This window comes from Paracoccus sp. TD-10 (assembly GCF_048270675.1).
GTDB lineage: Bacteria > Pseudomonadota > Alphaproteobacteria > Rhodobacterales > Rhodobacteraceae > Paracoccus > Paracoccus pantotrophus.
Map to the genome: position 1 here is coordinate 1,096,014 of NZ_CP182419.1, position 13,956 is coordinate 1,109,969.

Here is a 13,956-nt window from a genome sequence, read left to right on the forward strand (position 1 = left end):
TGCCGGCCCGGCTTGATCAGGATCGGCGCCAGGGTTTCGGGTGGGCGGTCATGGGTGCAATCTGGACAAGGCGGATCGGCGCGACGGTCCTGGTCGCCGCCCTGGTCGCGGGGACCGCTTTCCTGGTCTGGCCCGAACCGCCGCGCCCGGCGACGCCGGTGCCGACGCTGAGCCTGGCCGGGGATGCGGGATTCCAGGCGGAACTCGGCCCGCCGCGACCCGGATGGACCGCCCTGCCCGCCCAGGCGACCGGCCGCGCCGCCCCCGGCCCCGCGGGCCAGGGCTATCGCCACGAATGGCCGGGCTTTCACGCCTCGGCCCGGTTTCAGGGCACGGGGATCGTGCTGCGCTTCGACGATGCGGTCAATCGCTGGCGGGTGACGCTGGACGGCAAGGCGGTCGAGGTCTCGCGCCCCGGCCGGCAGGATCTGCATATCCGCGGCCTCGCCCCCGGCCGGCATGAGATCCGCGCCGAAAAGATCAGTGAATCCGCCGGCCCGGCGCTGTTCGGCGGCTTCTTCCTGGACGATTCGGCCCAGGCGCTGCCGCCGCCCGACCCGGCGCCGCGGCTGATCGAGTTCATCGGCGATTCCGATACCGTCGGCTTTGCCAATACCGCCAGCCGCCGCGATTGCGAGGCTGAGGAGATCTATGCCGCGACCGATACCAGCCGCGGCTTCGGCCCGCAGGTCGCGGCGGCGCTGGGCGCGGATTACCGCATCGTCGCCCGCTCGGGCATCGGGCTCTTGCGCAACTACGGCGGCGCCGAGCCCGACCGCACCATGGACCGGCTCTATCCCCTGGCCCTGCCGGGACAGCCGGATGCGGCCCCCCTGCCGGAGCGCAAGGCGGATATGGTGGTCATCGGGCTGGGCTCGAACGTGTTCGGCTCGGAACTCGCCCCCGGCGAACGCTGGAGCGACAAGGGCCAGCTGCGCCACGAGTTCGGCCCGGCGCTGGCCGATTTCGCCGCCGCCCGCGCGCAGGAAAACCCCGGCGCGACCCTGGTGCTGCTGGCCTTCGGCGAATACGGGCCCGAACTGGTCGAGGCGCATCGGACCGCCTCGGAACTGCTGGATCGCCGGGGCCTGGCCAACCGCCTGGTCGTGCTGGGCGATCCGCGGCGCAACGCCTGCCTGTGGCACCCCTCGGCCGAGGATCACGCGATGATCGCGCAGGCGCTGGTCGCGGCGCTGAAGGGGCCGGATCCGAACTGAACTGCACATTCTGTCTCTTGCGCCCGCCGGCGCCCGCCCGCAAACTCCACCCGACCCTGCCAGCCGAGCCGCCATGCATTCCCTCAGACCGACCCATAACCGCCTGCGCCGCCTTGCCGGGCTGGGCCCCGCGGATTTCTTTGCCACCGCCGTCGAGCGATGGGAGATCTCTCCGGCCGAGGTGGTCGAGGTCATGCCGGGCATCTGGCTGCCCGACCAGATCGAGCATATCGCGCGCACCGAGTTCGGCGCCCTGCCCGACATCCTGGAACAGATGCAGGGCAACCCGGCCGAGCAGACGCCGCCCACCATGGGCTATCGCTTCCGCGACGTGGATTTCGTCGATGGCGTGCTGCATGCGCGCGGGGCCGAGCGCCACCTGCGCCCGCACAAGCGCGCGCCCTTCAGCTATGCCCGGCCGCGCGAAAGCCTGTCGGGCGCGCTTTACGAAAGCTGGATCGGCAACCGCTGGTTCGGCAACTGGCTCTTGAACGACTGCCTTGCCTATCGCCTGGCCGAGGAGACGGGCGCGCCGGTGACCTCCGCGCCGCTGCGCGGCGGCCATATCGCGCGCTACGAGGAATTGCTGGGCATGGCGCCGCGCCGCATCGGCGACGTGCATTTCGACGAGCTGATCCTGTTCGACGACCTGCAAAGCAACAGCCACCGCCGCGCCCGCGCGCAGCGCAACCGCGCCCTGATCCTTCAGGGCCGGGCGCTGGAACCCCTGCCCGGCGTCTTCATCTTCCGCGGCGCCAGCGGCGATGCCCGCATCCTGGAGAACGAGGCCGAGATCGCCGAGCGGTTGGAGGCCGAATACGGTTTCCGCACCCTCTACATTGACCGCCAGGATGCCGACGAACTGGCCGCGGCGGCGGGCGCGGCCCGGATCGTGGCGGGGGTCGAGGGCAGCCAATTGGCCCATGGCGTCATCGCCATGGCGCCGGGCGGCACGGTGCTGACCTTGCAGCCGGCGGACCGGGTGACCACCTCGCTCAAGCTGCTGACGGATTGCTGGCAGCAGCATTACGCGATGGTGGTGGGGTCCGGCACAGCCCGCGGCTACCGGGTGGAATGGGACCAGATCCGGCGCACGCTCGACCTGATCGCGGCCCAAAACCCCTGAAACCCGTCCTAACAGTCAGGTTGAGTTTGCCGCGAGACATCGGAATATGGGGGCGGGCGACCCTTATTTCCCGCCGAAGTGATTAAGCAAGTGCATGGTGATGTTCGAAACTCTCCGGGATGACTACAGACGACACGGCCGTTCGCTGACCGAGCCCGCCTTCGTCTCGCTTGCCGTCTATCGCTATGGCCGCTGGGCCATCGGGGTGAAGAACCCGCTGCTGCGCTGGCTGGCCGGCAAGCCCTATGCGCTGATGAAGATCCTGATCCTGAACGTGACCAAGGTCTGGATCCCGCCGCAGGTGCGGCTGGGCAAGGATTTCCACATCATCCATGCCGAGGGCTCGCTGTCGATCCATCCCGAGGTGGTGATCGGCGACCGCTGCGGGGTGATGCACAATGTCACCATCGGCACCAACATGGGCCCCGGCGCGCCGGTGATCGGCGACGACGTGTTCATCGGCGTCAATTCCTGCGTGCTGGGCCCGATCACCATCGGCGACCGGGTGCGGATCGGCGCCAATACCGCGGTGACGACCAATGTGCCGCCGGATTCGGTGGTGATCGGCTCGCCCGCCAAGATCTATCCCAGCCTGCCGATCTTTGCCGCCAGAAAGAAGGCCCCCGCCGATGAGTGACGATTTCGACCGCAGCATGTGGCGCCTTCTGGCCGACAACCTGCCCGCCCGCGCCGACAAGATCGCCGCGGTGGACCAGGGCCGCGCGGTCACCTATGCCGAACTGGCGGCCGAGGCCGGGCGCGTGGCCGACTGGCTGGTCCGGCGCGGCATCCGGCCCGGAGACCGGGTGATCGCGCATCTGCGCAAGGGCATAGACGAGGTCGCGGCCATGTTCGGCGCCTGGAAGATGGGCGCCGTGGTCATCAACGTGAACATCCGCTGGACGCCCGCGCAGCTGGCCTATGTCGCCCGCGACAGCCGGGCGCGCGCGGCGATCCTGCCCCGCAACGCCCTGGAGGCGCTGGTGGGCGAACATGCCTTGCCCGAGGGCACGGCCTATCTTGTTCAGGGCAAGGCCGAGGGCCTTGTCCAGGGCGCGGACCCCTGGGGGGCGCTTGCCGCCGACCAGGCTTCCGCGCCCGACGAACCCGACCCGCGCGGCTTGGCGATGATCATCTACACCTCGGGCTCGACCGGCGCGCCCAAGGGGGTGATGCTCAGCCATCGCAACATCCGCGTGGGCGCCATCTCGGTCGCGGACTATCTGGGGCTGGACGAAAGCGACCGGCTGCTGTCGGTGCTGCCCTACAGTTTCGACGCCGGGCTGAACCAGCTGACCACCATGCTGCTGACGGGCGGGACGGTGGTGCACCAGCCGCTGACCATGCCGGCCGAGATCATCCGCATGGCCCAGGCCGAATCGGTGACGGGGATCGCCGGCGTGCCGCCCCTGTGGAACCAGATCGTGCGGCTGCTGGTGGATCGCCCGACCGACCTGCCGGCGCTGCGGCGCATCACCAATACCGGCGGCAAGATCCCCCCGAACATCCTGGAGCTGCTGCCGCAGGTATTTCCGGGCGTCGACATCTACCTGATGTATGGGCTGACCGAGGCCTTCCGCTCGACCTATCTGCCGCCCGAGAGATTCGCGGCCAAGATGGGCTCGATCGGCCGGCAGATCCCGAACGCGCAGGTCTTCGCCGTCAAGCATGGCGAGGGCGTGGCCGGTCCCGGCGAACAGGGCGAGCTGGTCCATGCCGGCCCGCTGGTCAGCATGGGCTATTGGGAAAAGCCCGAGGTGACGGCGCAGAAGATCCGCCCCTGCCCCGAACTGGCGCATCTGCTGGGCGACGAGCCGGTGGTCTGGTCGGGCGATCTGGTGCGCGTCGACGAGGATGGCGACCTGTGGTTCGTCAGCCGCATGGACGAGATGATCAAGACCCTGGGCTTCCGGCTGTCGCCGACCGAGGTCGAGGATGCGATCTCGCAAAGCGGGCTTGTGACCGACGTGGTGGCCTTCGGCGTCGAGGATGCGGACCTGGGCCAGGCGGTTCACGCGGTGGTGACCTATCTGCCGCAGGCCGACGAAACCGCGCTGGCCGCGCATTGCGCCCGCGCCATGCCGCATTACATGCGTCCGCAGCACTACCATCCCTGGCCAGGCGCCATGCCGCGCACCGCCAGCGGCAAGCTGGACCGCCCGGCCATCATTTCCGCCGCCCGTGCGGCATTGCATAACTGACCAGAAAGGCATTGGATCCATGAGCCTGAGCAAGGACGATCTGCTCCGCTATATCCGCAGCGAACTGAACATCGACACGCCGCTCGATGGCGATACCGAGCTTTTCTCGACCGGGATGCTGGATTCGGTGGCGATGGTCGGGCTGATCTCCTTTGTCGAGCAAAAGGCCGAGCTGCGGGTGCAGCCGGGCGACGTGACGCTGGAGAATTTCGACACGGTCGATGCCATCCTGGCCTATGTGCAGACCCTTGACTGACCTCGACCGCCACCTGGCCGAGGCCGCGGCGCGTTTCGGCACGCCCTGCTATGTCTATGCCACCGACCTGGTCGAGGAACGGCTGGCGCATCTGCGCGCGCATCTGGGGCGCTGGTTCGCCGTCAGCTTCGCGGTGAAAAGCAACCCGAACCCGGCCCTGCTGGACTGGATGCGGGGCCGGCTGGACTGCCTTGACATCTCCTCGGGCGGCGAGCTGGCGCTGGCGCAGGAGGCGGGCTGGGATGCGGAGCGGATCAGCTTCACCGGCCCGGCCAAGCGCGATGCCGAGTTGCGCGCCGCCACCCAGGCGGGCCTGGGCGAGCTGGTGCTGGAAAGCCTGCGCGAGGCGCGGCTGGCCGATGCCATCGCCGGCGAACTGGGCCGCGTGCAGCCGGTTCTGGTCCGCCTGGCGCCCGCGCGCGTGCCCAAGGGCTTCGGCGACCAGATGGCCGGCCGGCCCAGCCCCTTCGGCGTCGATGTCGAGGAGGCGGCCGAGATCCTGCCGCAGATCGCCGCCCTGCCGAACCTGAAGATCATCGGGCTGCACATCTATTCCGGCACGCAATGCCTGAAACCCGAGGCGATCTGCGAGAACTGGCGCATCTTCATGCAGGTGTTTGCCGATACCTGCGCGGCTCTGGACCTGCGCCCGGAAAAGCTGATCTTCGGCGCCGGCCTGGGCATTCCCTACCATCCCGGCGACAGCGCGCTGGACCTTGCCGCCATCGCCGCCGAGATCGGCCCCGAACTCGACGCCTTCGCCGCGCGCTTTTCCGCGACCCGGCTGGTGCTGGAGCTTGGCCGCTACCTGGTCGGGCCGGCGGGCTGGTTCGTGACCCGCGTCGTCTCGGTCAAGCAGTCGCGCGGCAGCCGAATCGCCATCTGCGACGGCGGGCTGAACGCCAACCTGGCCGCCTCGGGCAATTTCGGCATGGTGCTGCGGCGCAATTACGTCATGCACCGGGTCGGCGGCGACGAAGACGGCGCCCGGCCCGAGGAAAGGCAGGACATCTCCGGCCCGCTCTGCACCTCGATCGACAAGCTGGGCGGCGGTGTCGCCCTGCCCAGGCTGGAGGAAGGCGACCTGATCGCCATCCATGCCTGCGGCGCCTATGGGCCGACCGCCAGCCCGCTGCATTTCATCAGCCATCCCATGCCGGCTGAGCTGCTGCTGACCGGCGGGCAGATGCGCGACGTGACGCGAATCCGGGGCGGCTGAGGCCCCGGCGCGGCGCCTCGCGCGGCGGTGCGATAAAATATTCCTGATCCTGGATTTTTGCGTCGTTTTTATCGACCGGGTCGGTTGTGTTTTCCGCGCCTGCGCGTCTATTATCTGCGCACAGCCCGAACCGGAAAAGGAACACGATGGTCGAACAGAACCTGTTGCTCTTGCTTGTTCTGACGCCATTCGTGTCGGCCGCCCTGGCGGCCACACTTCCCATCGGGGCGCGCAATGCCGAAGCCTGGCTGGCCGGGCTGACGATGATCGTCGCGCTGGTGATCCTGGGCGTGCTTTACCCCGCCGTGACCGAGGGGCAGCACATCACCGGCACCTTCCACTGGGTCAGCTCCATCGGGCTTGACCTGACCTTCCGCATCGACGGGTTTTCCTGGCTGTTCATGGTGCTGGTGGCGGGAATCGGGTTCCTCGTGATCCTTTACGCGCGCTATTACATGTCGCCCGACGACCCGGTGCCGCGGCTCTATTCCAGCCTGCTGGCCTTTGCCGGTGCCATGTCGGGGCTGCTGCTGTCGGGCAACATCATCATGCTGGTGGTGTTCTGGGAACTGACCAGCATCGTGTCCTTCCTGCTGATCGGCTACTGGTTCCAGCGGCAGGACGCCCGCGACGGGGCGCGGATGTCGCTGATCGTGACCGCCTCGGGCGGGCTGTGCCTGATGGTGGCGATGATCCTGCTGGGCCAGATCGCCGGCAGCTACGACCTCGACGCCGTTCTGGCCGCCGGGCCGCAGATCACCAGCCATCGGCTTTATCCCGTGGTGCTGATCCTGTTCGTGCTGGGCGCCTTCACCAAATCGGCGCAATTCCCGTTCCATTTCTGGCTGCCCAACGCCATGGCGGCGCCGACGCCGGTCTCGGCCTATCTGCATTCGGCGACCATGGTGAAGGCCGGGGTCTTCGTGCTGTTGCGCTTTCACCCGGCGCTGGGGGGCACGGATGCCTGGTTCCAGATCGTCACCGGCATCGGCATGACCACGCTGCTCCTGGGGGCGGTGGTGGCGCTGTTCCGCCATGACCTCAAGGGGCTGCTGGCCTATTCCACCATCAGCCACCTGGGGCTGATCACGGCGCTGGCCGGGATCGGCAGTCCCTTTGCGCTGATCGCCGCGGTGTTCCACATCGTCAACCACGCCGTCTTCAAGGCCTCGCTGTTCATGGCCGCCGGCATTATCGACCACGAAACCGGCACCCGCGACATGCGCCGCCTGTCGGGCCTGGCGCGGGTGATGCCGGTCACGGCGATGCTGGCGATCATCGCCTCGGGCGCCATGGCAGGGGTGCCGCTGCTTAACGGCTTCCTGTCCAAGGAGATGTTCTTCGAGGCGACCTATGTCTGGAACAACGGCGGCTCGCTGGACAGTTTCGCGCCCTATGTCGCGGTGCTGGCCGGGGCGTTCAGCGCCGCCTATTCGTTGCGCTTCATCGTCACGGTGTTCTTCGGCCCGCCCGCCACCGACCTGCCGCAGGAACCGCATGAGCCGCCCCTGCTGATGCGCCTGCCGGTGGCGATCCTGGTGGCGATCTGCCTGGCGGTCGGCATGTTCCCGCAGCAGGTGCTGGGCACCTGGCTGCAGACCGCCAGCATGGCCGTGGTCGGCCCGGAACTGCCGCATTTCAGCCTGAAGATCTGGCACGGCGTCAGCCCGCCGCTGATCATGAGCCTGATCGCCATGTCGCTGGGCGCGCTGATCTACCTGCTGCCGCGCCGGCTGATCGATTCGGGCGAGGACGGCACGCGGGTGATGCGCCGGCTGGACTTTGCCCGCGGCTTCGACTGGCTGCTGCAGGTTTTTACCATCCGGCTGCCGCGCTTTGCGCTGCGGGTGCTGTCGGCGAACGGGCTGCAGTCGCAATTGCGTGCCATGGTGCTTTTGTCGCTGGCCGGGGCCTGGTTCGTGCTGCGCCGGCTGGACTGGAACGTGCCCATGCCCGAACTGGGCGCGAGCGAGCTGGTTTTTGCCCTGCTGTGGCTGGTCGGCGGCACCTGCGCCGTCGGCGCCGCCTGGCAGGCCAAGTATCACCGTTTCGCGGCGCTGGTGCTGATGGGCGGCGCGGGCCTGGTCACCTGCGCGACCTTCGTCTGGCTCTCGGCCCCCGACCTGGCCGTGACCCAGCTGCTGGTCGAGATCGCCACCACCGCGCTTTTGCTGCTGGGCCTGCGCTGGCTGCCCAAGCGCGACCAGGAGATCCCCGGCGACAACAACCTCACGGCCCGCTCGCGCCGCGCGCGCGACCTGCTGATCGCGCTGGCCTGCGGCACGGGCATGACGGCGCTGGCGCTGGCGGTGCTGCTGACCCCGCCCGGCACCTCGCTGGGCGACTGGTTCCTGCGCAATGCCTATGTCGAGGGCGGCGGCACCAATGTCGTCAACGTCATCCTGGTGGATTTCCGCGCCTTCGACACCTTCGGCGAGATCACCGTCCTCGCCGTCGTCGGGCTGACCGTCTATGCGCTGCTGCGCCGCTTCCGGCCCGCGCCCGAAAGCGTCGAACGCCCGCGCCCGCAGCTCGATGCCGAGGAACAGGCGCTGGAGGCCTATCTCTTCGTGCCCTCGGTGCTGATGCAATGGATGTTCGCGCCGATCATCGCGCTGTCGGCCTATCTGTTCTTCCGCGGCCACGACCTGCCCGGCGGGGGGTTCGCCGCCGGCGTCACCCTGGCCGTGGGCCTGCTCTTGCAATATGTCGCCGCCAATGTGCGCTGGGTCGAGGCGCGGATCACCGTGCTGCCGATGCGCTGGATGGCGGCGGGGCTGACCATCTCGGCGGCGGTCGGGGCCGGGTCGTGGATCTTCGGCTATCCCTTCCTCAGCGCGCATGCGCAGTATCTCGAGTTCCCGGTCATCGGCAAGGTGCCCTTCTCGACCGCGATGCTGTTCGATTTCGGCGTGTTCTCGACCGTTCTGGGCGCCATCGTGCTGATGCTGATCGCCATTGCCCACCAGTCGCTGCGCGTCGCCCCGCGCGCCCGGCCGCTGGAAACCGCCGAGGAGCCGCGCTGATGGAACTGATCCTTGCCCTTGCCATCGGCATCCTGGTCGGCTCCGGCGTCTGGCTGCTGCTGCGGCCGCGCTCCTACCAGGTCATCATCGGCCTATGCCTGCTGGCCTATGGCATCAACCTGTTCATCTTTGCCATGGGCCGGCTTTACGTCGGCGCCGCGCCGATCATGCCCAAGGGCGGCTTCGTCGATCCGACCGCCTATGCCGACCCGGTGCCGCAGGCGCTGGTGCTGACCGCCATCGTCATCAGCTTCGCCACCACGGCGCTGTTCCTGGTGCTGATGATCGCCTCGCGCGGGGCCACCGGCACCGACCACGTGGACGGCAAGGAGCGTCATCCATGATGAACGATGCGGCCATGCCCGACCACCTGATGATCGCGCCGATCCTGATCCCGCTGGTGGCCGGCGCGCTCATGCTGTTTTACAGCGACCGCAGCCGGCAGACCAAGCTGATCATCGGGCTGGTGGCGGTGGGGCTGACCTTCCTGGCCTCGGTCGAGCTGATGGCCGACGTCAAATCCGCGACCGAGCAGGGCGGCACGGTCGTCGGGCTTTACCGCCTGGGCGACTGGCCGGTGCCCATCGGCATCGTGCTGGTGCTGGACCGGCTTTCGGCGATGATGGTGATGCTGACCGCGCTTCTGGCCGCGCCCTCGCTGGTCTATGCCGCCGCCGGCTGGCACGGCAAGGGCCAGCATTACCACAGCATGTTCCAGTTCCTGCTGGCCGGGGTCAACGGCTCGTTCCTGACCGGCGACCTGTTCAACCTCTTCGTGTTCTTCGAGGTGATGCTCGCGGCCTCATACGGGCTGATGCTGCATGGCTCGGGCCCCGAGCGGATCAAGGCCGGGCTGCATTACCTGGCGGTGAACCTTGCGGCCTCGCTGTTCTTCCTGATCGGCGTTGCGCTGGTCTATGGCACCACCGGCACGCTGAACATGGCCGATATCGCCCGGGCCCTGCACTGGCTCGACGATGCCGAGCGGCTGCTGTTCCATGCCGCGGCGACCTTCCTGGGGCTTGCCTTCCTGATCAAGGCGGCGGCCTGGCCGCTGTGCTTCTGGCTGCCGCCGACCTATGGCGCCGCCTCGCCGCCCGCCGCCGCGATCATGGCGATCATGACCAAGGTCGGCATCTATGTCATCCTGCGGCTGTCGCTGCTGGTGCTGGGGCCGGATGCCGGGCCCTCGGCCGGCTTCGGCGCCTCGGTGCTGATGATCGGCGGCGTTCTGACCATGGCCTTCGGCATGATCGGCATCCTGGGCACGCCGGAACTGGCGCGCAAGGGCGGCTATCTGGCGATCATCTCGTCGGGGACGGTTCTGGCCGCGATCGGCTTTGCCCAGGCGGGGGGCGGCAGCTCGATGCTGGGCGGCGCGCTTTACTACATGGTGGGCTCGACCGCGGCCATCTCGGCCTTCTTCCTGATCGCCGAGCCGGTCAGCCGCAACGACGAGGGCGACGACGACGCCCCGGACGAGGGCGACGGCTTCGACCCGCTTTCGGAACGCTGGACGCCGATGGGGCTGGGCACGGTCGAGGACACCACCGCCCCCGCCAGCCAGCGCACCGTCAGCTGGCTGACCATGGCGATCTGCTTCGGTCTGGTCGCGGCGATGATCGCCGGCCTGCCGCCCATGCCGGGCTTCGTCGGCAAGTTCGCCATCCTGCGCGGTGCGGTGCAGGACAACCTGCCCGCCTCGGGCCATCTGCCGGTGATCCTGTGGGCCTATGCCGCCATGCTGATCCTGTCGGGCCTTGGGGCGCTGATCGCGCTGATGCGCTTCGGCATCCGCCGCTTCTGGGCCGAGGAAGGCCCGACCCCGCGCATCCTGGCGCTGGAGGTGGTGCCGGTGGTCATGCTGCTGGGCATGATCGGCCTGCAGACCGTGCGTTCGGATGCGCTGCTGGGCTATACCAGCGCCACGGCCGATGCGCTGCTCGAGCCCCGCGTCTATCGCAATGCCGTCCTGGCCGAGGCGCAGGACGTGCGCGCCGCACCGGTGCAAAGCCTTACCCCCGAGCCCGTTGCCGAGCCCGAGCCTACGCACGAGAATGGGCCAGAGGAGGTGGCGCAATGAATCGGCTCGTCCCCCATCCGCTGCTTTCAGCCGTGCTGGTGCTGATGTGGCTGTTCCTGACCGCCTTCACGCCGGGCCACCTGCTGCTCGGCACGCTGATCGCGCTGGGGGCGGGCTGGTCGGTCGAGCACCTGCATCCGCCCAGGCCCGTCTTCCGGCGCTGGCTGGCGATCCCAAGGCTGATGGCGGTGGTGGCGCTGGACATCCTGCGCTCCAATATCGCGGTGGCGCGGGTGCTGCTCCTTGGCCCCGACCATCCGAAGTACCATTCGGGCTTCGTCGAATTGACGCTGCGCCTGCGCGATCCCAATGCGCTGGCGGTGCTGGCGATCATCCTGACCGGCACGCCCGGCACCGCCTGGATCGAATTCGACCTGGAGGAGGGCCGGCTGCTGCTGCATGTCCTCGACCTGCGCAGCGACCACGACTGGCAAAGCCTGATCCGCGACCGCTACGAGGCGCTGCTCATGGAGATATTCGAATGACGGCCGAGTTGCTGCGATTTGCCCTGGGCTATGCCCAGATCGCCCTGATCCTGGCCCTGGCGCTGGCCTGCTGGCGCATGCTGCGCGGGCCGCGTGCGCAGGACCGCGTTCTGGCGCTCGACACCATGTATTCCATCGCCATGCTGCTGTTTCTGGTCATCGGCATGGGCAACGGCAATGTCTTCTTCTTCGAGGGCGCGCTGGTCATCGCCGTGCTGGGCTTTGTCACCACGGTCTGCGCCGCCAAGTTCCTGATGCGGGGCGAGGTGATCGAATGATGCATCTGGAGCAATTGCCGCCCTGGGCCGCCGTCATTATCGCGCTGTTCGTGGTCGTCGGCGCCTCGCTGACGCTGCTGGGCGGGGTCGGCCTGGTGCGGCTGAAAAGCTTCTACCAGCGGCTGCACGCGCCGACGCTGGGCTACAGCTATGGCACGCTGCTGATCATCCTGGCCTCGATGCTGATGTTCTCGCTGAGCGAGGGGCGCGTGGTGGTGCATGAGCTGATGATCGGCATCTTCATCATGATCTCGACCCCGATCACGCTGCTGATGCTGGGCCGGGCGGCGCTGCGCCGCGACCGCGACCGCAAGCTGGGCCATGACGAGCCGGTGCCGCCCCGCCGCCGCACCGAGCCGCCGCCCCCCGACATCGAGGCCGATGCGGGGGTTGATGAGGATCCGCGACCCTAGCGCGATTGCGCCAGCACCTGCCGCAGCAAGGCGGGATCGACCGCATCGGTGACGAAGGCCTGGCCGATGCCGCGCGCCAGGACGAAGCGCAGCTTGCCGTCCTGCACTTTCTTGTCCTGGGCCATCAGCCCGATCAGCGCCTCGTCATCGGGCAGCTCGCCCGGAATGTCGGCAATGCGCGAGGGCAGGCCCATGGCGGCGAAATGCGCCGCCACCCGCGACGGCGCCTCCTGGCTGCACAGGCCCATCCGCGCGGACAGCTCGAAGGCCAGGGTGCAGCCGATGGCCACGCCTTCGCCATGCAGCAGCCGGTCGGAATAGCCGGTGGACGATTCCAGCGCATGGCCGAAGGTATGGCCCAGGTTCAGCAGCGCGCGCTCGCCCTGCTCGGTCTCGTCGCGCTGCACGATGCCGGCCTTCATCGCCACCGAATGGCGCACGGCGCGCTGGCGCAGCGCCGGATCGCTTGCCAGCCCCGCGGCATTGGCCTCGAGCCATGCGAAGAAGCCCTCGTCGCCCAAGAGCCCGTATTTCGCCACCTCGCCATAGCCGGCGCGGAAATCGCGCGGGCTCAGCGTGGTCAGCACGTCGATATCGGCCAGCACCAAGGCCGGCTGGTGAAAGGCGCCGATCAGGTTCTTGCCCTGCGGGCTGTTGATGCCGGTCTTGCCGCCTACCGAACTGTCCACCTGCGCCAGAAGCGTCGTCGGGATCTGCACGAAGCGCAGGCCGCGGCGCAGGATCGCGGCGGCGAAACCGGCCAGGTCGCCGATCACCCCGCCACCCAGCGCGATCACCAGATCCTTGCGCTCGACCTTCTGGGCCAGCAGCCATTCCACGGCGCGGCCCAGCTCGGCCCAGCATTTCGTGGCCTCGCCGGCGGGCAGGGCCAGGGCCGGCGCCTCGATCCCCTGCCGGGCCAGCGCCTCGCGCAGCGCCGGCAGGTGCAGCGCCGCCACCGTCTCGTCGGTCAGGATGGCGACGCGGCGGCGCCCGGCCAGCGCGACGATCTCCTCGCCTGCCCGGCCAAGCAGGCCCTGGCCGATGCGCACGTCATAGGAACGCGCGCCCAGGTCAACGTGAACGGTCTCGATGCTCATCTGCCCTCCAGGATCGCGGGGTCATGTGCGCGGATCGCGTCCAGCACGCGCTCCGCCGTCTGTTCGATGCTGTCGCCGCGCTGCGCGGGGACGCGGATGTCGGCCAGCGCATAGACCGGGCCGCGCTCGGCCAGCAGCCGCTCCAGCGTGCCGCGCGGGTCGGGGGTCTGCAGCAGCGGCCGCGTCGGGCGGTGCCGGACCCGGTGCCAGAGCGTCTCCAGATCGCAGTCGAGCCAGACCGAGACGCCGTCTTCGCCGATGCGGGCGCGATTCTCGGGGCGCAGCCAGGCGCCGCCGCCGGTCGAAACGATGCCGGGCCCCGAGGCCAGCACCCGGCCCAGCACTTCCGATTCGCGGGCGCGAAAGAATTCCTCGCCGTCGCGGGCAAAGATTTCCGGGATGGTCATGGCCGCCGCGCGCTCGATCTCGGCATCGGTATCCGAGAAGGGCCTGCGCAACCGGCGCGCAAGTTCGCCCCCGATCGCGGTCTTGCCCGCCCCCATCATTCCGATCAGCACGATGTTACGCCGCATCAACACCCGGTCCCTGCCT

The 13,956-nt window shown here is 68.7% G+C and carries 14 protein-coding genes; 12 read left to right on the top strand and 2 right to left on the bottom strand.

Annotation, left to right across the window (positions count from 1 at the left end):
• The first annotated feature begins 50 nt into the window (after positions 1-50).
• The 12 genes from ACNKFW_RS16365 to mnhG all read left to right on the top strand — a co-directional run bounded on the left by ACNKFW_RS16365 (position 51) and on the right by mnhG (position 12,304).
• Positions 51-1,217: a lipase gene (locus ACNKFW_RS16365; RefSeq protein ID WP_418025034.1), complete on the top strand. Its 1,167-nt coding sequence runs from the start codon at positions 51-53 to the stop codon at positions 1,215-1,217.
• A 73-nt stretch (positions 1,218-1,290) separates the two neighbouring features.
• Positions 1,291-2,343: a glycosyltransferase 61 family protein gene (locus tag ACNKFW_RS16370; protein WP_028709941.1), complete on the top strand. Its 1,053-nt coding sequence runs from the start codon at positions 1,291-1,293 to the stop codon at positions 2,341-2,343.
• A gap of 94 nt (positions 2,344-2,437) precedes the next feature.
• Positions 2,438-2,980, top strand: coding sequence for a serine O-acetyltransferase (locus ACNKFW_RS16375; protein ID WP_024844708.1), 543 nt, complete (start codon positions 2,438-2,440; stop codon positions 2,978-2,980).
• A complete protein-coding gene (locus ACNKFW_RS16380; RefSeq protein WP_147428894.1) occupies positions 2,973-4,544 on the top strand; it encodes an AMP-binding protein in 1,572 nt (523 codons plus the stop codon). The genes ACNKFW_RS16375 and ACNKFW_RS16380 overlap by 8 nt, the downstream gene beginning before the upstream one ends.
• A gap of 19 nt (positions 4,545-4,563) precedes the next feature.
• Positions 4,564-4,800: an acyl carrier protein gene (locus tag ACNKFW_RS16385; protein WP_024844710.1), complete on the top strand. Its 237-nt coding sequence runs from the start codon at positions 4,564-4,566 to the stop codon at positions 4,798-4,800.
• Positions 4,781-6,019 (top strand): type III PLP-dependent enzyme, encoded by a 1,239-nt coding sequence (locus ACNKFW_RS16390; protein WP_114669013.1) that lies wholly within the window; start codon positions 4,781-4,783, stop codon positions 6,017-6,019. The genes ACNKFW_RS16385 and ACNKFW_RS16390 overlap by 20 nt, the downstream gene beginning before the upstream one ends.
• Before the next feature lie 146 nt (positions 6,020-6,165).
• Entirely contained in the window at positions 6,166-9,045 is a 2,880-nt protein-coding gene (locus tag ACNKFW_RS16395) for a monovalent cation/H+ antiporter subunit A (protein ID WP_024844712.1), read from the top strand.
• Positions 9,045-9,389, top strand: coding sequence for a Na+/H+ antiporter subunit C (locus tag ACNKFW_RS16400; protein WP_024844713.1), 345 nt, complete (start codon positions 9,045-9,047; stop codon positions 9,387-9,389). The genes ACNKFW_RS16395 and ACNKFW_RS16400 overlap by 1 nt, the downstream gene beginning before the upstream one ends.
• Positions 9,389-11,128 carry a monovalent cation/H+ antiporter subunit D gene (locus tag ACNKFW_RS16405; RefSeq protein WP_147429183.1) on the top strand — a complete coding sequence of 580 codons (1,740 nt, stop codon included), beginning with the start codon at positions 9,389-9,391 and terminating at the stop codon, positions 11,126-11,128. Before ACNKFW_RS16400 ends, ACNKFW_RS16405 begins: the two co-directional genes overlap by 1 nt.
• Positions 11,125-11,613: a Na+/H+ antiporter subunit E gene (locus ACNKFW_RS16410; RefSeq protein ID WP_024844715.1), complete on the top strand. Its 489-nt coding sequence runs from the start codon at positions 11,125-11,127 to the stop codon at positions 11,611-11,613. Before ACNKFW_RS16405 ends, ACNKFW_RS16410 begins: the two co-directional genes overlap by 4 nt.
• Positions 11,610-11,891 carry a K+/H+ antiporter subunit F gene (locus ACNKFW_RS16415; protein ID WP_024844716.1) on the top strand — a complete coding sequence of 94 codons (282 nt, stop codon included), beginning with the start codon at positions 11,610-11,612 and terminating at the stop codon, positions 11,889-11,891. The genes ACNKFW_RS16410 and ACNKFW_RS16415 overlap by 4 nt, the downstream gene beginning before the upstream one ends.
• A complete protein-coding gene (gene mnhG / locus ACNKFW_RS16420; RefSeq protein ID WP_024844717.1) occupies positions 11,888-12,304 on the top strand; it encodes a monovalent cation/H(+) antiporter subunit G in 417 nt (138 codons plus the stop codon). Before ACNKFW_RS16415 ends, mnhG begins: the two co-directional genes overlap by 4 nt.
• On the opposite strand, the gene aroB is transcribed toward mnhG, so the two are convergent.
• Positions 12,301-13,404 carry a 3-dehydroquinate synthase gene (gene aroB / locus ACNKFW_RS16425; RefSeq protein WP_147428895.1) on the bottom strand — a complete coding sequence of 368 codons (1,104 nt, stop codon included), beginning with the start codon at positions 13,402-13,404 and terminating at the stop codon, positions 12,301-12,303. The two genes, mnhG and aroB, sit on opposite strands and share 4 nt — an antisense overlap.
• Positions 13,401-13,937 (bottom strand): shikimate kinase, encoded by a 537-nt coding sequence (locus ACNKFW_RS16430; protein WP_024844719.1) that lies wholly within the window; start codon positions 13,935-13,937, stop codon positions 13,401-13,403. The genes aroB and ACNKFW_RS16430 overlap by 4 nt, the downstream gene beginning before the upstream one ends.
• Positions 13,938-13,956 lie beyond the last annotated feature (19 nt).